This window comes from Kaistella rhinocerotis, from assembly GCF_030243905.1.
GTDB classification, from domain to species: Bacteria; Bacteroidota; Bacteroidia; order Flavobacteriales; family Weeksellaceae; genus Kaistella; species Kaistella rhinocerotis.
The window spans coordinates 663,562-685,247 of the sequence record NZ_JASSYY010000002.1 but is presented as its reverse complement, the minus strand read 5'-3'; the positions used below and the strand labels follow the sequence as shown (position 1 = coordinate 685,247).

General features: G+C 43.2%; 16 protein-coding genes. 4 read left to right on the top strand and 12 right to left on the bottom strand.

Annotation, left to right across the window (positions count from 1 at the left end):
* Positions 1–24: 24 nt before the first annotated feature.
* From QEP06_RS08385 to QEP06_RS08355, 7 genes are all read right to left on the bottom strand, one after another.
* Positions 25–1,953, bottom strand: coding sequence for a DUF3857 domain-containing protein (locus QEP06_RS08385; protein ID WP_285269862.1), 1,929 nt, complete (start codon positions 1,951–1,953; stop codon positions 25–27).
* Positions 1,953–3,839, bottom strand: coding sequence for a DUF3857 domain-containing protein (locus QEP06_RS08380; RefSeq protein ID WP_285269861.1), 1,887 nt, complete (start codon positions 3,837–3,839; stop codon positions 1,953–1,955). The genes QEP06_RS08385 and QEP06_RS08380 overlap by 1 nt, the downstream gene beginning before the upstream one ends.
* A 13-nt stretch (positions 3,840–3,852) precedes the next feature.
* Positions 3,853–4,362, bottom strand: coding sequence for a ferritin (locus QEP06_RS08375; RefSeq protein WP_285269860.1), 510 nt, complete (start codon positions 4,360–4,362; stop codon positions 3,853–3,855).
* A 570-nt stretch (positions 4,363–4,932) separates the two neighbouring features.
* On the bottom strand, positions 4,933–6,555 hold the full coding sequence (gene groL, locus QEP06_RS08370) for a chaperonin GroEL (protein WP_251832307.1): 1,623 nt from the start codon (positions 6,553–6,555) through the stop codon (positions 4,933–4,935).
* A gap of 114 nt (positions 6,556–6,669) precedes the next feature.
* On the bottom strand, positions 6,670–6,948 hold the full coding sequence (locus QEP06_RS08365) for a co-chaperone GroES (protein WP_285269859.1): 279 nt from the start codon (positions 6,946–6,948) through the stop codon (positions 6,670–6,672).
* Between the two features lie 165 nt (positions 6,949–7,113).
* A complete protein-coding gene (locus tag QEP06_RS08360; protein ID WP_285269858.1) occupies positions 7,114–9,486 on the bottom strand; it encodes a M1 family metallopeptidase in 2,373 nt (790 codons plus the stop codon).
* Positions 9,487–9,554: 68 nt separating this feature from the next.
* Positions 9,555–10,133: a HupE/UreJ family protein gene (locus QEP06_RS08355; RefSeq protein WP_285269857.1), complete on the bottom strand. Its 579-nt coding sequence runs from the start codon at positions 10,131–10,133 to the stop codon at positions 9,555–9,557.
* A 124-nt stretch (positions 10,134–10,257) separates the two neighbouring features.
* On the opposite strand from QEP06_RS08355, the gene QEP06_RS08350 reads away from it, so the two are divergent.
* The gene (locus tag QEP06_RS08350) at positions 10,258–10,776 is read left to right on the top strand and encodes a DUF6702 family protein (protein ID WP_285269856.1); all 519 of its coding nucleotides are present in this window, start codon (positions 10,258–10,260) and stop codon (positions 10,774–10,776) included.
* Here QEP06_RS08350 and QEP06_RS08345 read toward each other — a convergent pair.
* The 4 genes from QEP06_RS08345 to QEP06_RS08330 form a co-directional block, all read right to left on the bottom strand.
* Entirely contained in the window at positions 10,773–11,351 is a 579-nt protein-coding gene (locus tag QEP06_RS08345) for an acyl carrier protein phosphodiesterase (RefSeq protein WP_285269855.1), read from the bottom strand. The genes QEP06_RS08350 and QEP06_RS08345 overlap by 4 nt on opposite strands.
* 69 nt (positions 11,352–11,420) lie before the next feature.
* Positions 11,421–11,759 (bottom strand): four helix bundle protein, encoded by a 339-nt coding sequence (locus QEP06_RS08340; protein WP_341850013.1) that lies wholly within the window; start codon positions 11,757–11,759, stop codon positions 11,421–11,423.
* A gap of 76 nt (positions 11,760–11,835) precedes the next feature.
* Complete coding sequence (radA, locus tag QEP06_RS08335) at positions 11,836–13,182, bottom strand: DNA repair protein RadA (RefSeq protein ID WP_285269854.1); 1,347 nt, start codon at positions 13,180–13,182, stop codon at positions 11,836–11,838.
* A gap of 171 nt (positions 13,183–13,353) precedes the next feature.
* Positions 13,354–14,166, bottom strand: a complete 813-nt coding sequence (locus tag QEP06_RS08330) for a phosphatase PAP2 family protein (protein ID WP_285269853.1) — start codon at positions 14,164–14,166, stop codon at positions 13,354–13,356.
* A 209-nt stretch (positions 14,167–14,375) separates the two neighbouring features.
* Between QEP06_RS08330 and QEP06_RS08325 the strand changes: the two genes are divergently transcribed.
* Complete coding sequence (locus tag QEP06_RS08325; protein ID WP_285269852.1) at positions 14,376–15,992, top strand: CTP synthase; 1,617 nt, start codon at positions 14,376–14,378, stop codon at positions 15,990–15,992.
* A gap of 139 nt (positions 15,993–16,131) precedes the next feature.
* Positions 16,132–17,946, top strand: a complete 1,815-nt coding sequence (gene yidC, locus QEP06_RS08320) for a membrane protein insertase YidC (protein ID WP_285269851.1) — start codon at positions 16,132–16,134, stop codon at positions 17,944–17,946.
* Between the two features lie 64 nt (positions 17,947–18,010).
* Here yidC and QEP06_RS08315 read toward each other — a convergent pair whose 3' ends face one another.
* A complete protein-coding gene (locus QEP06_RS08315) occupies positions 18,011–18,628 on the bottom strand; it encodes a ribonuclease HII (RefSeq protein WP_251832318.1) in 618 nt (205 codons plus the stop codon).
* Between the two features lie 134 nt (positions 18,629–18,762).
* Here QEP06_RS08315 and QEP06_RS08310 point away from each other — a divergent pair, with 134 nt between their 5' ends.
* Positions 18,763–21,684, top strand: a complete 2,922-nt coding sequence (locus QEP06_RS08310) for a SusC/RagA family TonB-linked outer membrane protein (RefSeq protein WP_285269850.1) — start codon at positions 18,763–18,765, stop codon at positions 21,682–21,684.
* The last annotated feature ends 2 nt before the right edge of the window (positions 21,685–21,686 follow it).

The window sequence follows — 21,686 nt, the reverse complement described above, 5'->3', positions numbered from 1 at the left end:
AAAACAGGATTTTCATTTGCTAGATTATTGCTTCCGCACGGCGGTTACGACCTGTGCTTCCTGCTTGGTGATATTGTCGAAAATTTGGGTGAAAGCCGGATAATATTCACGCGGAAACATCGCATCATCGATTTGCGTGATGGTTTCTACGGTGAGTTTATTACCCTCTTTTGTTACAAGATAAGTGTATTGCAAGGCATTGTCTTCTGTGCGGAATTTCTTCGATTTCGGCACATTTTCAAACACATAATTTTCGGGCAGAGTGATCGTCACTTTCTTAATTCTGTCATTGGCAGAATAGAACTCCAGCGGCGCCTTTCTCGGGGTGGTCTGCTTGAAATCATGGTTTTGGGTGTACAAAAAGAGGAGCGGATTGAAAACTATTTTACCGCCGATCACGTCCACAAAAGTATCCGATGAAAAGTCGAAGCTGCTTTCAAATTCATTATTCGGCTGCAGGCCGTGCTTCATGTTCGAAAGGGAGAACTTGTAGTTTTCTTTATATGATTTTGCGTACTTGTCTGCATCACTGGTGAAGCGCTCATTAGCCACCATTGCATAAAGTTTGGTATCGCGATCCTTGAAAGTACCGTCAAAAGTGCCGTCTTCATTCAGTTTGGCGTCAACCGTAAGCAATGTTTTACTTACTTCCGGATAGACGATATTTATCTGTTTCACCTCTTTTTTACCCATCACCAGTCCGTGATAATTGAGGGCTTTCGGCGCAATCATATTGATCTCGCTGTGTTTGTGAGCACCATCCAAGAGATAAATTTTTCCGTTATCTACGAAGGATGAGATTACATAATTTAATTGGGCTATCGTAGGGCTGTAAGCCAGCAACATCCCTCTTGAAACGGTGGATAATGCTACCGGATCTGCAGCAATATCGACGCTTCTCAGCAGCAGTGTCAACAGGATATTGATTTCGGCGGAGTTGCCCACTTTGGTCGAAAGAAGGTTTCTGATGCCTTTGTCAACCACTACATCATCTTCCTTGTTGTACGTAAAATTGTTTTGAACATATTTAAGCACAGTAGCCGCTCTCTCCTGCACCGGGAGGTTTTTTACTTCCGCCGGCAGCAGGTTCTTCACCAGATTTATACGGTCGAGCTGCACACCAAAGTCTTCACTGTCATAAAGTCTCTTACGGATATCTTCCCAGGAATTTGCGTAATTTTTATATACGTGATTGATGTAAGTGGAATTGAGTTCGGCCTTGATACCGGTTTTGTAGTTGTCATTATTCATCACGTACATCTCTTCCTTATACGCCGGCACATTCTCATAAGCGAAACGGTAGGTCTGGTACTCCATTCCGTAAATATTCCTTGCATCTACTGCGCGGTGATCGGGGTTCAGTGAGCCTTTGTAATTGATGGTGTAGCCTAAAGGTTTTGGCGCATCAAGCACATATTCTACATACCGCACCGGAATCTCTTCCTCAATCAGGATATGTGGCGTCGAGCCCAAAAACGGAGTTCTGATACTGTAGCTGTACTCTACTACTGAGCCGTTTTTCACATTCGCAAAGGCAAATTTTGTGATGCGGTAGTTCTTGTCTTCGCGGGATTTGTATTTTTCGTCGTTTGAAACTTTGGTTGCCACAATCTTGCCGTTCTCAATATTGTAGGTATTTGCTTTAAGATTACTGATCTCTTCGCGCGAACCTTTACCATCATCATAAGTCCCGATTTCGTGGTCAAGGTAAGCTGCCGCGTTATCTTTGTTATAAATCTTCACCCGGCTCGTTACATTTTTGCTCATCGTGCCGTCATAATCAATACGGAAATGTACCGAACGGTAAAGCACCTCCGCCGGTACGTCACCGAATTTTTCAGATTTATCAGAAATCACGTCTTTTTCAGACAGTTTCGGAACATTGAGAAATGTATGCTGCGCCTGGCTGATTGCAAATGAACAGACGCAGATAAAGAATAGAATTTTTTTCATCAGATTTTGGAAATTAAAACTTTAATGTTGTCGCTGGAGGCGGTTTTTTTTCGGAAAGAAACGTAGTCTTTGTATTTTTCTTTTGGATAGAGACCTTTATTGATGGTGAGTACGCGGTGCACTTTTAGTTTTTTGTCATTGAGCTGAAAAGTGATATGATAATTTCCGAACTCCGTGCTGGTAATTACTGATGCGGGTACTTCCTTGAAAGCGTAACCTTCCGGTGCAGCATATTCAATCTCATAATCGTCCTGAAAAGGAAAAGAAATCTCGAACGGATGCTGTCTTTCTTCATTTGCAGTGAAAGTTACGGTAGGATAAAAAGGCATCACAGGAAAAAAGAGATCGGTGCCGAGCTTTTTCGCGAAGCTGTTTGCCTGTAGATTCAGTGCGTAGGAAATTGTAGCCTCGTCACGGTTGTTCTGCAAGTCATTCACCGCGATCTGCTCAATTTTCAGCTGCTGATAGCGGTTTTTCATCGCTTCTTTTACCTCATCGCTTTTAAGGTTGAAAAGCCGCAGATTCATATCATACTGCCCGCCCGAAAACTTAAAATCAGCAACGGACGTCATTCCACCCTCTGCGTTTACCGCTACCTGGGCTGTCAGTTTTTCTTTGCTCTGCCCGGGTGTGTAAACAGGCGTATTCACGATCTGGATACCGTTTTCGTTTACAGCAAGTACATTCCGGTGATGCGAGGTGAAACTGAGATGATTGAAAGCATGCCGCTGCGAGGTATTTTCGAGCCACAGGTTGCCCTCCTCGGTTGGCACCATCAAAACTGCATGATTGCCCGAAAGCCTCGGAAATTCTTTATCAAACGTTTGCTCTGAGTCACCATCATAAATTACCGAGAAATAAGAAGGAATTCCGGCTGCAGACAGTAGCGTGCGCATATAATTGGTCAACGCTTTACAGTCCCCGTAGCCTTTTTTGCTTACTTCCGCTGCAGGCATCGGTTGCCAACCACCGATTCCCATAGCAATGAGTACATAGCGCGTTTTGTTCTGCATGTATTGGTAAACCGTTTTTACCTTCTCAGCAGTGCTGCCCGAGAGGTTTAGCGCTTTTACTTCGGCTGCAATTTCCGGCGTCACTGCAGATACCGGTGTGAGAAGCTGGCTGTAATACCATTTCCCGAAAGAATCCCAGTCGGTCATGTCGCCCTGTCTTCCTTCGAGGGTAAATTTCTCGGGAGAGAATTCTACCTGTGGCACCAGATAATCGAGGTCCGGGGAAAATGGTTCTTCGGTAAGTGCCTGGACATTTTCGAAAGAGTATTTCCACATATTTCCCTCCTCCGACTGATTTAAGACTGCCATCGGCTTTTCTGAAACCTTCTTGCGGATTTTTATACCTGAATTATTCTGAATGGTCATCACCGCTCTTTCCACCGCGATATCAAAAGCGTTCAGCGGTTTGAAGCCGCTCAGATAAACGGTGTTCGACGTATTCGTTTCAAAGGAAGTCTTTACCGTGTAGGGATACTTGGTGAGAAGCGGCCTCAAGACCAGCACCCGGTCATCTACGTACAGCGCAGCACTTGGGTTGTTGGTATAATCGGAGAAGTCTTTCTTCGAATAGGTTTTCATCAGTTTCCCCTCACCGTCAAAAAGTTCCACTTTTATGCCGCTTACTTTCGTATTGGGGTTGTACGGAATGAAAACGTTTGAAAAACTGTCACCAGAGCTGTTCAGCACCGTTACGGCACGCACCGAGGTGATCTGCATGTCATTTACAGATTTCAATACATAATGTTCGTTACTCTCGCGGATTACGGCGTGGGCGCCTTTCAGCAATTCATTTGGGATAAGCGCCGTATCGTAAGACTGTGCGCTGAATGCCACTGCATAAAACAGCAACAAAAAATTTGAAATTTTTCTCATCAGATGAAGCAGATTAGTTGCCTTCGGTAGGCTTGAAAACCCGCTGCCCAAGCTCCTGATCGAAAAGATAAAGCGCAGACGGATTGTCACTCACCATTTTTATCTTCGCCACAAGCTGAGAGGCGTTCGCTTCTTCTTCTACCTGCTCATTCACAAACCACTGCAGGAAAGAAACCGTGGCAAAATCGCCTTCATCATTGGCGTTCTTCAGGATATTGAAGATGCTTTTTGTTACCACTTTTTCGTGTTCCAGGGCTTTCTCGAAAATCTCTTTAGCGCTGAAGAAGCCGTGCGGCGGCTGCGGAATTTCACCCATCACGATCTCTGCACCCACATCCACAAGATAATCGAACATTTTGTCAGCATGCATCAGTTCTTCTTTGCTCTGCACGCGGAAATAGTTGGCAATGCCGTCCAGATCCTGTGCATAGAACCAGGCCGACATAGAGAGATAATATTGCGCAGCGTATTGTTCCTTAGCAATTTGGTGGTTGATCAGGTCAGCGATCTTAGTACTTATCATAATAATTCTGTTTGTGCCAAATATATATAAATTCGGGCGATAAAAGAAAAGAGAAACCGCTGCTGAGGGTTGATTTGCGCGGCGGTACATTTAAAGTTTAAGACGTTGCGTTTGCCAGCCGTGGTTTGAGCGAATTTTGTTTTGTTTAAATGTGACAACAATCATTTTCGGATCTCTGCCCGCACATCATATTTACAGGTAAAAACCCACCTCATCGGTGGGCTTTTTTTATGCATGATTGAGGTGTTGAACTGCGATGAAATATTAATTTAACCCGTCATCGGGCTTCATTACCTAAATTTTAGAGTTCAGGACCCCGAATTTCGCCCTTCGCAACCCCAAATTAGGTGTCCTTCAGCTTATAAAAGCTGTACCGCAGCGGAGGTATAAAATGGAGGTCTGTACCAGTTAATTACCTTACCGCTGGGGTTTGGGACCGGAAGAAGGTTCCCGGCTCCTAAAAAAAAATCCGTCCAGAAAAAATTCTGAACGGATGTTTTTTATTGCAATACGCTTTATGCAATACGCTCTAAGCTTATTGCTTATTGCGTATAGTTTATCGCGCTAGAATTACATCATCCCCGGCATGCCGCCGCCCATAGGCATTGCGGGCTCGTCTTTCTTCACTTCGGTGATTACACACTCGGTTGTAAGAAGCATTCCTGATACTGATGCTGCATTTTCGAGCGCTACACGTACCACTTTAGTTGGGTCAATGATTCCTGCCTCGAACATGTTTACATACTCGTCAGTTTTCGCGTTGAAACCGAAGTCTGCAGATCCTTCTGCAACTTTCGCCACGATTACAGAACCTTCACCGCCAGCGTTCGCTACGATTTGTCTTAATGGCTCCTCGATCGCTCTTTTCACGATTTTGATACCTGTGGTTTCATCCTGGTTAGCACCTTCAATGTTCAGTGCGGAGATTGATCTTACCAACGCTACACCACCCCCGGGAACGATACCTTCTTCCACAGCCGCTCTTGTTGCGTGCAATGCATCATCAACACGGTCTTTTTTCTCTTTCATTTCCACTTCGGAAGCAGCACCTACGTAAAGTACAGCTACTCCACCTGCCAATTTAGCAAGTCTTTCCTGAAGTTTTTCACGGTCGTAATCGGAAGTGGTAGATTCCATCTGCGCTTTGATCTGGCTTACGCGGCCTTTGATCTGAGCATCATCGCCTGCACCGTTTACGATGGTTGTATTGTCTTTGTCGATCACTACTTTTTCAGCAGTTCCCAGCATATCCAAAGTAGCGTTTTCCATTGTAAAACCTCTTTCTTCAGAGATTACCTGGCCACCTGTAAGGATCGCGATATCTTCAAGCATTGCTTTTCTTCTGTCACCAAATCCTGGCGCTTTTACTGCAGCAATCTTAAGTGAACCTCTCAATTTGTTTACTACTAATGTTGCCAATGCTTCACCATCAACTTCTTCTGAAATAATCAACAGCGATTTTCCTGCCTGAGCTACCGGCTCTAGAACCGGAAGCAATTCTTTCATTGAAGAAATTTTCTTCTCCACCAAAAGGATGTATGGATTTTCAAGTTCAGCAATCATTTTCTCAGGATTTGTCACGAAATAGGGTGACTGGTAACCTCTGTCGAACTGCATACCTTCTACTACATCTACTGTAGTATCTGTACCTTTTGCTTCTTCAACAGTGATAACTCCTTCTTTCCCTACTTTACCGAAAGCTTCAGCGATCAGGGTTCCGATATTATCATCATTGTTCGCAGAAATAGCCGCGATTTGCTTGATTTTTTCTGAAGAATCACCTACTTCCTGAGAAAGTGCCTTAAGGTTTTCAACTACAGCAGTTACAGCTTTGTCGATACCTCTTTTAAGATCCATTGGATTTGCTCCGGCTGCTACGTTCTTAAGACCTTCGCGAACGATTGCCTGTGCAAGAACTGTCGCCGTAGTAGTACCGTCACCCGCGATATCGTTGGTTTTGGAAGCTACTTCCTTCACCATCTGCGCGCCCATGTTTTCTACTCTGTCTTCGAGCTCAATTTCTTTCGCTACTGAAACACCATCTTTTGTTACGTGGGGAGCACCGAAAGATTTTTCGATTACTACGTTTCTACCTTTTGGACCTAAAGTCACTTTCACTGCGTTTGCCAAAGCATCTACACCTCTCTTCAGTGCGTCTCTGGACTCGATATCGAATTTAATTTCTTTTGCCATTTTTTTCTTGTATTGATGTACGATGTAGAATGTACAAAGTACTTATGTTTTTAGTTTGACTATAATCTAAATACGGAATGCAACGTACATTTTACATAGTACGTTCTACAAAATTTATCCAATTATTCCCAGAAGATCTCCCTCCTTTACGATTAAGAAATCTTTTCCGTTTAATTTTAATTCAGAACCTGAATATTTTCCATAAAGAACTTTATCACCTACCTGTACAGTTGTAGGCTCATCTTTTTTCCCGGGACCTACTGCTACAACGGTTCCTTCCTGTGGTTTTTCTTTGGCAGTGTCTGGGATGATGATTCCTGACGCGGTAGTAGTTTCAGCAGCGGTCGGCTCGATGAGGACGCGGTCTGCTAATGGTTTGAAATTTACTGACATAATATTTTTAGGTTTAAATTATTAATATTCGACTCTGCATTCTCCAAAAGTTTGCCATCATGAAGAATTGAAGTACTATGTAAAATTCTGGCAGAAAAAATATTTAAAGCAGAAATTTTGGCAGAAAAAAAGTCAAACAGATTGCTGAATGACTTTTTTTGTGTGCTAATTTTTCTTGCCGGCCGCCTGCATCGGATTGACGGTTCCGCTCGAGGCGCCGCGTGCTGAACCTTCCATTTTCATTTTAAACACTTCAAACTTCGATGAAGGTTCCGGCATTTCACCCCAGAAGTTGTTCGAAGTGTCGATGTCAGCGGTCTCCCGCATCGGGTCGAGCTGAATTGATTTCAGTTTCTTGTCGAAATAATAGGTTTTTGATACTTTCTGCTCGTCTTTACGCCAGATTTGAGCAGATGCTTTATCATTTAATTTAGTTCCATCCTCAAAAGTAAATTCAAGGATGATCGGCATCACCATTCCGCCTTTATTACTGAAGTCGATCTGGTAACCGTACATATTCCGGAACTGGGCTTTTTCCGCATTCGGCAGTTTTTCCACCATATCAATTTTTCGCGTGTACTTCTTTTCCGTGTCTACTTTCTCCTGGCCACGGCTGTAGCGCCAGTAAAAATCCTGCGTTTCTTTGTCTTTATCTGTGTAGAAAACAATGTTTTTGTCTTCGCGGTTCCTGATTTTAGCAATATCTTCAAAATCGTTTACCTGAGGCTCATCCACCGTGTAGGTGATCTCGCGTTTTCTCACATCGGCATCTACATCAGCTGTAGCAACCGTAACTTTGTCTATTGAAATATCTACCGGATCGATCCCGTAGAACCAGCCACGCCAGAACCAATCGAGATTTTCGGCGCTGGCATCATTCATCGTTCTGAAAAAATCTGCAGGTTCAGGGTGTTTGAAAGCCCATCTTTTCGAGTATGTTTTAAATGCTTCATCAAAAAGTTCGCGGCCCATGATCGTTTCACGCAGGATATTAAGACCTGTAGCGGGTTTTGCATACGCGTTCGGACCAAAATTGATGATATTTTCAGAGTTGACCATGATGGGTTCCAGCTGATCTTTCGGCAATTTCATGTAATCAACGATCGTGTGCGCCGGACCTCTTCTTGACGGGAATTTGTTATCCCATCTTTCTTCCGTTAAATATTCCACAAATGTGTTCAGGCCTTCATCCATCCAGGACCATTGGCGCTCATCAGAGTTAATGATCATCGGGAAGAAATTGTGTCCCACTTCGTGAATAATTACGCCGATCATTCCGTTTTTGATTCCTTCAGAATACGTTCCATCCTTTTCGGTTCGGCCATAATTAAAGCAAATCATTGGATATTCCATGCCGTTCGCCGCCTCGATAGACTGCGCAACCGGATATGGATATGGAATGGTAAATTCAGAATAAGTCTTGATGGTGTGCGCCACCGCTTTAGTTGAAAATTTTCGGTAAAGATTGTAAGCTTCTTTTGGGTACAGGCTCATCGCCATCACTTGGTTGTTATTTTCCGGGATGGTAACTTTCATTCCGTCCCAAATGAATTTTCTTGAAGACGTCCAGGCAAAATCACGCACATTCTCTGCTTCGAAAATCCAGGTTTTTCTTTGCTTTGATTTTGTTTTCTCCGCTTTCTTCGCTTCATCCAAAGTCACTATTTCGATGGGTTCGCTGGCATTTTGCGCCTGCTTCCAACGCGCAAACTGTGCCGGCGTCAGTACATTTTCAAAGTTTTTCCCAGTTCCGGTTGCTGCCACGATATGATCTGCCGGAACGTTCATAGAAACTTTATAATCACCAAAAGCTAAAGCAAATTCACCTCTTCCGGTGAACTGATTGTTCTGCCAGCCTTTGAAATCGCTGTACACGCACATACGCGGAAACCATTGTGTGATGGTGTAAAGATCATTGCCGTCTTCGGGGAAATTTTCGTAACCACCGCGGCCGCCCATCGCTATCCTGTTTGGAATGTTGTAATTCCAATCGATTTTAAAGACGAATTTTTCGCCGCTCTTTAAGACTTTAGGCAAATCAATGCGCATCATGGTTTTATTAACCACATATTTAAGTGGTTTTCCGGCAGCATCTGTCACCTTCGTCAGATTTACACCATACCCATTATCTTTTTCGGGTAGGCTGGTAGGGGAAAGCTTGTCTGATGTAATCTGCTTTGGCAGCAGCGATTTTTCCTGATAGCCGGCATTTTTCACCGAAGACTGCTCGTTTTCGTCTAGCTGAAGCCAAAGATAATCGAGATTATCGGGCGAGTTGTTATAATAAGTTACGGTTTCTGAGCCACGAAGATTTCTTTTATCTTCATCCAGATATGCCATAATATCATAATCCGCACGGTTTTGCCAATACTGCTGTCCCGGTGCACCGGAGGCGGTACGATAGACATTCGGTGTGGGAAGGATGGTTCCCAACTGTTCGAATCCGTTTCCGTGATTGCTTGTAGGATTATTCTGGATATTTTGTGAGAAGCTGAAAAGCGGCATTATGACCGCCAGGGCGATATGTTTGATATTCATAACGGGACAATTATACATCAGTAGTCATCAAATTTACGATAACGTTACCCAATGGAATCATTTTTTATCTAAAACGGGATTCTTTCTAATAACATTTGCAGCGAAAGTGCAAAAACCGCCGAGGAGACGAACATCACCCAATCTTTTCTGCTGACTTTAAAAAGGTCGACAAGGATAAACAGAACAGCCAAAATAATTGCCACCACGACGATCTGTCCCAGTTCCAGACCGATATTGAAGCCCAGAAGCGGCCAGAAAATATTCTGCTCTTCAGACATCATCACGCGGGCTGTGTTCGCAAAGCCCATCCCATGGATCAAACCAAAGAAAAGCGCCAGATAATAATTCATCTGCATCAGGTTTTTCGGGCGGTTGCGCATCAGGATATTATCTGTGGCGGTAATAAATATGGTTACCGGAATTAAAAACTCAACCCAGGTTCCCGGAACGCGTAACAAATCCAATACACTCATCGCCAGCGTTATGGAATGTCCGATGGTAAAAGCTGTAACGAGCCACAGGATTTTTTTCCAGTCTTTAAGCCCGAAAACCGCCACCAGAACAAGGACGAAAAGTTGATGGTCAAGCGCGTCAAGCGAAATAATGTGTTCCCAGCCAAGTTTTAAATAAAATAGAAAATCCTGCATTGTCTGTACCGTATTTTTAGGGGTCACGATAATACAAAATATAATTTAACTTTGCCTGAAACTAAAAGTCAAAATGCCTGAAGAACTCGCAATTCTGGGCTTTTATTAATGATTGAATTCACCAATGAGAAAACTTTTCGCACTTTTCCTTCTGTTTTTTATTTCACTCCATTTCTCGGCGGCAAATTTTCCGGCTGACGATGTGCATCCTTATCATGTAGGCTCGGTTGAATTTAAATATGATTCAAAATCACAGACTTTTCAGATCAGCGGAAAGTTTTTTTTAGACGACCTTGAAAATGCACTGAAGCAAAAATTCGGCAAGGCGGTTCATTTTAATGACGAAAAATACCGCGCGCAGATAAATTCTTACCTGACCGAATACTGCAGCGAATATTTAAAACTGAAAACCGACAATAAGTTTCTCAAAATAAATTATCTAGGGTACGAAGAAGATTCCGAAGCGGTGAATATTTACCTTGAATCCGAAAAAACAGCGACCCCGAAAAAAGTGGAGACCGCCGTGAGCTTTCTGTATAATCTTTTTGATGACCAGATGAATATCGTACACGTCATCGTCGGTGGGCAGCGCCGCAGCGAAAGACTGAATTATCCGGACCGCTATCTTTACCAGACTTTTTAAACCTTAAAACCTGCATGAACTTTAGCGACATGCCGCTGCAGATCCGGAAAGAATGCATCAAAATGACTTTGCAGCTTTTCTTTGTTGCTTAAAAAAACCTCAAACACCGCCAGATTTTCATCAAGATATTTGGCTTTGCGGAGCACGTTTCGGAATGAAAACCCGATGCCCGAATCATCTTTATAATGGTAAAGCCAATTGTCTTTCTCCATCCCATCCAGCATTCTGGAAAATGTGGCGGGAAAAATAGATTCGAAGCGGCGAAGTACGCGGTAAACCTTTTGGGAATGCTCGAAAAGATCTCTTTCAGTCATTGAATTGGCCAGAAAATAATCAAACGATACATCCACAAAAGCACCGGCATATAACCTGACCAGCGGACTGAAAATTTTCTTCGCCTCGTGAATTTCGGTGTGCGCATCGGTGAAAGTGTCGATTGCGCGGTGCAGCGTGATGCCTTCACCCACCTTTTCCGGAAACGAAAACCGCTCGCTGTTCCGGATAAAATCCTGCAGAAACTGCCCTACGATCTGCTCGTTGGTAAAAGTAAGGTATGAATGGGCAAGGAAGTTCATTTCTGTAAGGATCGAGGATGAAGGTTGGAGGATTGAGGTTTTTACTTCTAAATAGGAAGAGGGGTTATTTTAAATTTTGTTTTTGGTGAGGATGATGCTCTTGATGATTTTCAATAAAGACGTTGCTTTGGTATTTAGTTCGATAAATTCAGTTTCAGAAATATAATCGGAGGCTCGCAGTAGCTCAAGCCAATAAATGGATTCAACACACTCTTTCTGAGCAATTGGGTTTTTATGAATGTAATCACCCGGAGACTCTGCGTTTTTAGCTTCCCAATGATTGGCACCAATCGAAGTTCCGGACCTCAACAGTTGCTTACTCAATACAGACTCCTTCTTTTCGGACATCAAATATTTGTAAAGATCAATCACATCCAAAGAAAACTCAAAACTTAATTCCCTTACAATATCGCCCCTAATTTATCTCATAAAGGATTAAACTAATTTATATTACTCCATACTCCAAACTCCATACTTCCTTCTTCTAAAAAAGTGCTTCATGAAAATCCTCAATCTTGCTCACTTCAATGATCTTGATGCCGAATTTGTTCTTCGGAATTTTATTTAGGTTTGACACGAAAATCCGTTCGTAACCTAACTTTTCGGCCTCCGAAATGCGTTGTTCCACTTGCGGCACCGGACGTATCTCACCGCTGAGCCCGATTTCACCCGCAAAGCAATAATGTTCCGAGATCGCGATATCTTCATTTGAGGAAAGTACAGACGCAATCACGGCCAAATCGAGCGCGGGATCATCGGTTTTTATACCGCCGGTGATATTCAGGAAGACGTCTTTCGCGCCCAGTTGAAATCCGGCGCGTTTTTCCAGTACTGCGAGGAGCATATTCAGCCTCTTCGAGTCGAAACCTGTGCAGCTTCGCTGTGGCATACCGTAAACAGCCGTACTTACCAGCGCCTGAATTTCGAGCAACATCGGCCTGTTTCCTTCCAGCGTCACCGCCACAGAATTTCCTGAAAGTTCTTCGAATTTTTTTGTTATCAGGATTTGGGAAGGATTTTTTATCTCCTTCAAACCCTGCGATACCATCTCATAAATCCCGATTTCCGCCGTAGAACCAAAACGGTTCTTGCTCGCGCGCAACAGCCGGAAAAGGTGATTTCGGTCGCCATCGAAATTCAGCACCACATCTACCATATGTTCCAAAACCTTCGGTCCTGCGATTTGGCCGTCTTTGGTAATGTGACCCACTAAAAACACCGGTGTGTTGCTGTCCTTAGCGTATTTGATGATTTCATTTGAGCATTCACGGATCTGAGAAACCGTTCCCGGTGAACTTTCGATTAGTTGGCTTTGCAGCGTCTGTATAGAATCGATGATTACGAAATCGGGCTGTAGTTTCTTTGCTTCGTGTAGGATTTTTTCCACCGAAGTTTCGGTAAACAGAAAACAGTTTGGGTTCTGCAGTTCGGTAAGCCGGTCCGCGCGCATCTTGATCTGCGACGCACTTTCCTCACCCGAAACATACAGGATTTTCTTCTTCATTTTCAGCGCGAGCTGCAGCAGCAAAGTAGATTTGCCGATTCCGGGTTCACCGCCGATCAGCGTCACAGATCCAAGCACAATACCGCCACCCAAGACACGGTTCAGTTCTTCACTCGGCGTGAAAATGCGCGGTTCTTCGTGCGTTTCCACTTCAATAATATTGATAATATGTTGTTTGGAACGGCTTGCGACGTCTTTTACCGGAGATTTTTCTACAATTTCCTCCACCAGCGTGTTCCAGTTGCCGCAATTCTTGCACTGCCCGTGCCACTGAGAGTACTGCGTGCCACAACTCTGACAGAAAAATGCTGTTTTTAATTTTGCCATAGCGCTAATTTCCTGAAAAAATTTTAGACTGAAGGTATATTTTAGGAGCAAGAAATTTAGTTTCCGTCTTCAGGTACGGTCGGGCTCTTCGCTATATCCGCGGCTCGGCTGGCGCCTCGCCGCGGGATGCCGCTGCGATCCCGGCTAGAAGTTCAGACATTTTCCCCTCCATTAGCGGTTGTTGGAGGTTCTTATTTTAATTTGTGCCAGGCGAAGATATCCAACCCGGTTCGTTTGATACAGATAACCCAGGACAAAGATGGCCACACCCAGCCAACAGAGATGAATCCAGTAAAAAGCGTAGAATTCCGCTAAAAGAAAAGCCGTAAACACCGTAGCCCAGCCAATTAAGAAATAGCAATTGGCCACATGCAAATTCCGAAAACCCACTTGCCTGTTTTGTGACGGGAACAGTACAAATACAAAATGCGCGAGAATACTGCCTGTGAAAATATCAATCAAATGATGCTGGAAAGTTGTCAGTGTAGAGAGTGCAACCATCACAAGCCAAATGGCGGCTACGGTGCGCCATTTATTTTTAAGTTCCCGAAATACCGTCCAGAATGCGAATGCAAACGCCACGTGCAGTGACGGTGATTGGTTATAGCGGTCATCAAAACCTTCGAGTAACCAAAATAATGCTCCAAAAACGGGATTTTTAACTTCAGGCTTGGCGTAAGAATACTGTAAAGGCAGAAATATAAAGAAGATTCCGGCCAGAAGCGTCATTGCCACAACCCGTTTCAGGAATAGCCTGAGCGCTTCTCTGGAACGGATCTGTAAAAAAACAATGCAAAAAAAGGCACCGCTGGAAAGATACGGGATGATTGTCCAAGGGATAAACGGAATATCTTTCTCGAAACTGAAAACAAACGAAGAAACATTGCCCAGACTAGCCGCGTACCACAACGAGAATTTATACACAACCGCGAATACAAGCGAAAAAATCACCAGTGCCCAAACCTGACTGTTCATTTTTTTCATTGTTGTGGTAAGATTTTTTAAAATATTTTTAGAATTCACTCTGATGACTCCATCATTGCGCGAGTAATTTTTTCTGAATTCTTCCCTTATCAAAAATCTTGCCCTCGGCGATAACCTTCATTCATACCCGAATAAAGATTAAAAAATCGCGGGACAGTTTAATTTGCCGCGTCATGCAAATTCGCCTAACTTTGCACAAACCTATTGTAATGAGCAAAAAGAACACGAAATACATCTTCGTTACCGGCGGTGTTACTTCATCTTTAGGAAAAGGAATTGTCTCCGCGTCGCTGGGGCTTTTGCTGAAATCCCGCGGCTTCAATGTTACCATACAGAAGCTTGACCCCTACATCAACATCGATCCCGGCACCTTAAATCCCTACGAACACGGTGAATGCTACGTAACTGAAGACGGCGCTGAAACCGATCTCGATTTAGGACATTATGAGCGTTTCCTGGATTCGGCCACATCCCAAAACAATAATGTTACGACAGGAAAAATCTACCAAACCGTCATAGAAAAGGAGCGGAAAGGTGATTTTCTGGGCAAAACCGTGCAGGTGATCCCACACATCACAAACGAGATCAAGCGCAGGATAAAAATTTTAGCAAAACAAAACTACGACATCATCATCACCGAAATCGGTGGTACTGTAGGCGATATAGAATCTTTGCCGTACATAGAATCTGTCCGACAACTGAAATGGGAGCTTGGTGAAAACAATTCGATGGTGATTCACCTTACACTGTTGCCATATTTGGCTGCTAGCGGTGAACTCAAGACTAAACCTTCGCAACATTCTGTCCGTCAGCTCATGGAAAGCGGTATTCAGGCCGATGTTTTGGTTTGCCGGACCGAACATAAAATCCCGAAAGAGCAGCGCGCAAAACTTGCGCAGTTCTGTAATGTCGCGCTTGAAAACGTGATTGAGTGTAAAGACCTCGAAACCATCTATGAAGTTCCGATCTACTTGCAGAAACAGGATTTTGATGATGTGGTATTAAAGGAACTCGACCTTAACAATGACAAAGAAGCTGATTTAAAAGACTGGAAAAACTTTTTGAAGCGTTACCGAAATCCAAAAAAGTCCGTAGAGATCGGTCTTGTCGGAAAATACGTCTCCCTGCAGGATTCTTATAAGTCAATCGCGGAAGCCTTTATTCACGCGGGTGCTGACCTTGAAACCGAAGTGCGGATCCGGTGGATCTACAGTGGCGAGCTTACCGAAGAAAATGCGGAAGAAACGTTTGCCGGGCTCGACGGCATGTTGATTGCGCCGGGCTTTGGCGACCGCGGTATCGAAGGAAAGATCACGGCGGCAAAGTATGCGCGTGAAAATAAAATACCGCTTTTGGGGATTTGTCTTGGAATGCAGATCATGACGATTGAGTTCGCGAGAAATGTCCTTGGTTACAAAAAAGCTAATTCCGTAGAATTCGACACCGGCACGCCGGAACCTGTGATTTCCCTGATGGAAGAGCAGAAGAACGTGGTTCACAAAGGTGGCACAATGCGTTTGGGTGCCTGGAAGTGCGCACTGAAACCAAACACAGCCTTGATGGAAATCTATGGCTCGCGGAATATCTCTGAACGGCACCGTCACCGTTATGAATTCAATTCTGAATATAAGGAAGAATTCGAACGCAACGGCCTTCTGCCTTCAGGTCTTAATCCTGAAACCGGCTTGGTAGAGACGCTCGAACTTAAAGACCATCCGTTTTACATCGGCGTGCAGTACCATCCCGAATACAAAAGCACGGTGGCCACGCCGCATCCGCTTTTTGAGGCGTTGATCAAAGCCGCATCGCAAAACCGACGCCCTTAGTAAAAAACAAAGACATAGATTTAGCCGGGAAGGTAAAAATTCACCATTATAAAAAAATGAGTATTTTTGTCAGCCCAAAATAGCAGGTATATGCGCTAAAATTACGGCGTAGCCAGCAACATAAAATTATTTATACAAAATGCAGCAAAATAACGGTTTAGATAAAAATCAGCTGATCAGTTTCGCACTTTTTTCCCTGATATTGATAGGTGCCATGTTTTATTTTCAAAACAAACAGGCCCAGGAACAGATGGCAATCGATGCTCAGAACAAGACGGCTAACGCGAAAGTTGCAGCCCAGAACGCCACGAAACCGGCAATTGTTACCAATCTGAATGACAGCGTAAAAACCACTTCCATTCAGCAGGTTCAGCTTAAAAATAAGGAACTTACACTCGCAGTTTCTACACTTGGTGGCCAGATATCTACCGTTCAGCTTAATGAATATAAAGCGTACAACCGTAAGACAGACACGAACGACAAAGAGCTTTTACTCTTCGACAAAAACAATTCTACGTACGGATTTCAGTTTAAGGATAAGACCGGAAAAACTTTCAACACGAAGGATTTAGTTTTCACGCCCACGCAAAACGGTAACACGGTAACGATGCAGGCCAATGTAAATGGTGCCGTAATCCAGTTTATCTATACCTTGATGGATAAATATACCGTAGATTTCAATGTTAAAACACAAGGTCTGAGCCAATTGGTTTCTGATCAAAAAGCGAATTTCGTCTGGGATTTCAACGCCCGTGAAATGGAAAAAGGCCGTGCACAGGAGCAAACCCATACAGAATTCAATTATACTTTTGATAACTACAGCAGCTTCGACTATGATGGCCGCACATCTATGGACGAGCCGGACGAAACGCTGAACTGGCTGGGTATAAAACAACAGTTCTTTGCAGCAGTAATTGAACCGCAAAACGGCTTCAAGAACTCTAAAGGAGAACAGGAAATGATCGATGAAGGCGAATTCCTGAAGAAATTCAATTTTGACGGGCAGGTAGATTTGGCTGGCAGCGAACTGAACCAAAATTTCAAATGGTATTTCATGCCGCTCGATTTGCCATTGCTTAAATCTTACGACAAGAATTTCGACGAACTGCTACCACTTGGCTGGTCATTTATCGGCAGCATGAACCGCTGGTTCTTCATCCCGATGTATAACCTGATTTCGAGTTGGGGACTTGCCGCAGGCTGGGTGATCTTCTTAATGACGATCATCGTGAAAATCATTCTGTCGCCGGTGATGTTCAAGCAGCATAAACTAAGTGCAATGATGCGTGTGATTCGTCCGGAGATTGATGAGGTGAACGCGAAATACAAAGACGCAGATCCTATGAAAAAACAGCAGGAAGTGATGTCGGTTTATCGGAAAGCCGGTGTGAACCAAATGGCGGGCTGTCTGCCGGCGCTTCTGCAGATTCCGATCTTCTACGCTCTCTTCCGCTTCTTCCCGAATATGATTGACCTTCGGGGCAAAAGTTTCTGGTTTGCCAAAGACCTTACGGCGTATGATGATGTGATCAAACTTCCGTTTAACATCCCTTTCCTGGGAGAACACCTGAGTATTTTCGCGATCGCGTGTACGGTGGTAATCCTTATTTATACGGTGATGACTTCGGGCAACATTCAGCAGCCACAGCAGGAAGGAATGCCGAACATGAAAGTGCTGATGTATATCTTCCCGATTACTTTCCTGTTCTTCCTGAATACTTCAGCATCTGGTCTGTCATGGTACTATTTTGTGTCGAATGCGATTAACATTCTGATCATCCTCGTCATCAAATACTGGATTTTGGATGAGAAGAAAATACACGCGACCATTCAGGCCAACAAACAGAAAGAGCCTAAGAAAGAAGGCAAGTTCCAGAAAAGAATGCGTGAGATGATGGAAAAGGCACAGGAGCAGCAAAAACTTCAGCAACAGCAGGCTGGAAAGAAAAAATAAGTACTCCTTATTATATATAAGAAAAACCGGAAGTCAATTCCGGTTTTTTCTATTTTATTGAATATCAGCCTGCGTCCTCCAATTCTTCCGCTATTGTATAGCTATAATCTAACCGGAAAGAACGGCGGTGATGTATCGTCGGGCCCAAACGGTTCAGTGCATCGCGGTGTTCACGCGTGGCATAGCCCATATTCGTTTTCCATCCATAGTCGGGAAATTCGTCGTGCAGTTTAATCATCAGTTCGTCCCGATAATTTTTTGCAATCACAGACGCACAGGCAATCGACAGTACCGATGCATCGCCTTTGATAATGCACTGATGCGGAATGAAATTGTAGGGATGAAAACGGTTTCCGTCAACCAGAATGAGTTCAGGTCTGGTTTGGAGCTGATCCAGCGCGCGGTGCATCGCATGGATACTTGCGTTGAGAATGTTGTGTTCATCGATGTGCGAGGGTGGCAGTTCGGCAATTGCGTACTCTTTCACGTTATCTTTTATGTAGCTGTCGAGGTAGTTTCGGGTTTTTGCACTTAATTTTTTGGAATCATCTACCAGATTTTGCACAAATTTTTCGTCCAAAATAACCGCTGCGGCTACTACGGGACCACACAGACAACCGCGCCCTACCTCGTCGCACCCTGCTTCAAGATAATTTTCTGACCATTTTATTAGTAAGTCCATAAAAACAGGATGGTGAATTATCGATTTTTTACGATATATTTAATTATGCAAAGTTATTAAGAATTTTTTAACAAAACGTTTGTTCAATTTATGAAAGTTTTGCACATTTGTTACAATGAAAAATTTAATTTGATATGAAGAAACTAACAACAAGCGTTTTAGCAGTAGTGCTAACCTCGTCATTCGCTTTGCTGAATGCACAGGTTGACACCGCCAGAACGCAGGACATCGAAGGAGTTGTAGTAACTGCCTTGGGTATTAAAAGAGAGAAGAAATCCATTGGGTATGCCGCTCAACAAGTTGCTGGAGAGACCTTGTCCGATGCGGGTCAAAGCAATGCCTTAAGCGCATTATCTGGCAATGTGGCTGGAGTGCAAGTTACAGCCCCTTCATCGATGGGTGGTTCTACTCGAATTGTTATGCGCGGCGTTAGCTCCATTATTGGAGAAAACAGACCGTTAATTATTGTGGACGGAGTTCCGCTGGACAATAGTAATGTAAATGACACAAACACTCAGCGCGGTGCAGGAGGAAGAGATTATGGTGACGCATCTTTTGATATAAACCCGGACGACGTTGAATCTGTTACTGTCCTAAAAGGTGGCCCCGCTGCCGCACTGTATGGGTCGCGAGCTTCGAATGGTGTGATTATTTATACCACTAAACAAGCTAAGAGAGGAAAAGCATCGGTAGAGTACAGTACTGGAATTTCATTCGAAAACATTTATATCCGTCCGAAATTGCAGAATTATTACGGTGGTGGTTCTTCTCTGACATTACCCACACAGGTTATTAACGGGCGAACTTATAATTTGAATGAATACAGAATGGATGAGTCTTGGGGTCCAAGGTATAACCCTAATTTAATGTATCTACCTTGGTATGCTTTTGACCAAGAAGAGTTTCCAAATGATTATTTGAAGGAAGTGGCTTGGGTGGCACCCCAAAACGATGTGGATTCATTTTTTGACACAGGTATAACGTTAACAAACAACCTCGCTGTTTCAAAATCATTCGACAAGAGTAATATCCGCCTTTCATACACAAACACCGCTATCACAGGTATCGTACCGACCAGTAGAATTGACCGCCATAATTTCGGCATTAATGCAAATAGTGAACTGAGCGAGAAACTAAACGTAGAATCAGGATTAAATTTTGTTCAAACACATGGTTTTAATAGGCCAGAACAAGGATATGGCGATAATTCTGTAGCACAAAAATTTTATCAGTGGGGCCAAAGGCAGCTTGATTTCAGTAAAATGAAAGATTATAAATTGTCAAACGGTATGCAACGTAGCTGGAATAGAACTGCTTGGGACAATGGTGAGCCTTATTATTCTGATAACCCATATTGGACTATCAATGAAAATGTCAGTAATGACAGAAGAAACCGATTTTATGGTTTCGCGGGCCTCACTTATGACATTCTGCCAAACTTATATGCTAGCGGTAAGGTGTACGCCGACATCTATAGCCAGGATAACGACAACAGGGTAGCAATTGGATCACAAGCAGTATCTGGATTCTCCGTATTTAAAAGAAACTTTACCGAGTTTAACTATGAAGGTAGATTGCACTGGAATCCGGAAATATCAGATTCATGGTCTTTACAAACTTTTGTTGGAGCCAACCGACGAAATGTGAAACGAAGTGACTTAAACGGAGCAACAAGAGGAGGATTAGTAATTCCTAATTTTTATAATCTGAAAAACAGTATCAATGATCCTTTAGCAACAAACTCTACTTACGAAAAGAGAGTGAACAGTGTTTTTGGTTCGGTATCAGTAGGATTCAAAGAAACGGTGTTTATTGAAGCTACGGGTAGAAATGACTGGTTCTCTACCACAAAAGAGGATAAATTTTATCCTAGTATCACGGGTAGCTTTGTGTTCTCCAATTTATTAGATGCTAACTGGTTGTCTTTCGGTAAACTTCGCGCTGGATGGGCTAGTGTTGCCAGCGACACGGATCCTTACCAACTTGCAAATTATTCTGTTCAATTCACCAATTTCAATAATATTCCTCGATATGGATTGTTCACCCAAAACAACAATCCTGACCTAAAAGCTGAGCTAAAGGAAACAAAAGAGATCGGTTTAGAAATGAACTTCTTAAGAAATCGCTTAGGTTTTGATGTTACTTACTATGACGTTAAAATTACCGATGCAATTCTTCCTTTAAGTGTTGACCCGGCAACTGGTTTCCGTAATAATTTGATTAATGCCGGTGAGATTACTAATAAGGGTATTGAGGCGATGGTGTATGTAACACCAGTTAAGAACGAGAATTTCTCATGGACACTAAACTGGAATTTCGCTCAAAATGAAAACAAGATCGTAAAATTATATGAAGGAGTTTCCACATATCAACTTACGAACGCTCCTTTCCAAGCTAGATTATTAGCAGTTGAGGGAGAATCATATGGTGCTATTTACGGTACAGACTTTACATATGATAGTAATGGTAATAAGATAATTGGTGAAGACGGCTTGTATGTTCCTACTGCAATTAAAAATTTAGGATCTACACTACCTGATTATAACATGGGTCTTCGAAACTCGTTAAAATACAAAGATCTGAGCTTATCTTTCCTGTTTGACATGCAGAAAGGCGGCAAGTACTTCTCTACTACCCATATGTGGGGAATGTATAGTGGGATGTTGGAAGAAACTGGATTTGGCGGAAATAGAGAAGCTGGTGTAGTATTGGATGGTGTTCTTGAGAATGGTAACCCAAACAACATTAGAATTACTGCCAATGAATTTGGTGGAATGCATTACGGGGGAGTTGATGCCCTTAATGTTTTTGATGCAGATTACATTAAATTGCGAGATGTAACTTTAAGCTATGACTTGCCAAAATCGCTTGTTGCAGGCTTTCTTGACGGAATCCGAATTTCAGCATTTGGTAGAAATCTACTCGCATGGAATCTTGCATGGAAAGGTATGGACCCGGAAAATACATCTTACGGTTCAGGAAACATCCAAGGACTTGAGGGAGGTTCACTACCTTCAACGAGACAATATGGAGTTAATGTTAACTTTAAATTTTAATA

Excerpts from the sequence above, each read along its gene's own strand:
- QEP06_RS08350 (WP_285269856.1), top strand. The coding sequence starts at position 10,258 with ATGAGAAAACTTTTCGCACTTTTCCTTCTGTTTTTTATTTCACTCCAT.
- QEP06_RS08330 (WP_285269853.1), bottom strand. The coding sequence starts at position 14,166 with ATGAAAAAAATGAACAGTCAGGTTTGGGCACTGGTGATTTTTTCGCTT.
- QEP06_RS08360 (WP_285269858.1), bottom strand. The coding sequence starts at position 9,486 with ATGAATATCAAACATATCGCCCTGGCGGTCATAATGCCGCTTTTCAGC.
- yidC (WP_285269851.1), top strand. The coding sequence starts at position 16,132 with ATGCAGCAAAATAACGGTTTAGATAAAAATCAGCTGATCAGTTTCGCA.
- QEP06_RS08315 (WP_251832318.1), bottom strand. The coding sequence starts at position 18,628 with ATGGACTTACTAATAAAATGGTCAGAAAATTATCTTGAAGCAGGGTGC.
- QEP06_RS08380 (WP_285269861.1), bottom strand. The coding sequence starts at position 3,839 with ATGAGAAAAATTTCAAATTTTTTGTTGCTGTTTTATGCAGTGGCATTC.
- QEP06_RS08325 (WP_285269852.1), top strand. The coding sequence starts at position 14,376 with ATGAGCAAAAAGAACACGAAATACATCTTCGTTACCGGCGGTGTTACT.
- QEP06_RS08385 (WP_285269862.1), bottom strand. The coding sequence starts at position 1,953 with ATGAAAAAAATTCTATTCTTTATCTGCGTCTGTTCATTTGCAATCAGC.
- groL (WP_251832307.1), bottom strand. The coding sequence starts at position 6,555 with ATGGCAAAAGAAATTAAATTCGATATCGAGTCCAGAGACGCACTGAAG.
- QEP06_RS08355 (WP_285269857.1), bottom strand. The coding sequence starts at position 10,133 with ATGCAGGATTTTCTATTTTATTTAAAACTTGGCTGGGAACACATTATT.
- QEP06_RS08345 (WP_285269855.1), bottom strand. The coding sequence starts at position 11,351 with ATGAACTTCCTTGCCCATTCATACCTTACTTTTACCAACGAGCAGATC.
- QEP06_RS08365 (WP_285269859.1), bottom strand. The coding sequence starts at position 6,948 with ATGTCAGTAAATTTCAAACCATTAGCAGACCGCGTCCTCATCGAGCCG.
- QEP06_RS08310 (WP_285269850.1), top strand. The coding sequence starts at position 18,763 with ATGAAGAAACTAACAACAAGCGTTTTAGCAGTAGTGCTAACCTCGTCA.
- QEP06_RS08375 (WP_285269860.1), bottom strand. The coding sequence starts at position 4,362 with ATGATAAGTACTAAGATCGCTGACCTGATCAACCACCAAATTGCTAAG.
- radA (WP_285269854.1), bottom strand. The coding sequence starts at position 13,182 with ATGGCAAAATTAAAAACAGCATTTTTCTGTCAGAGTTGTGGCACGCAG.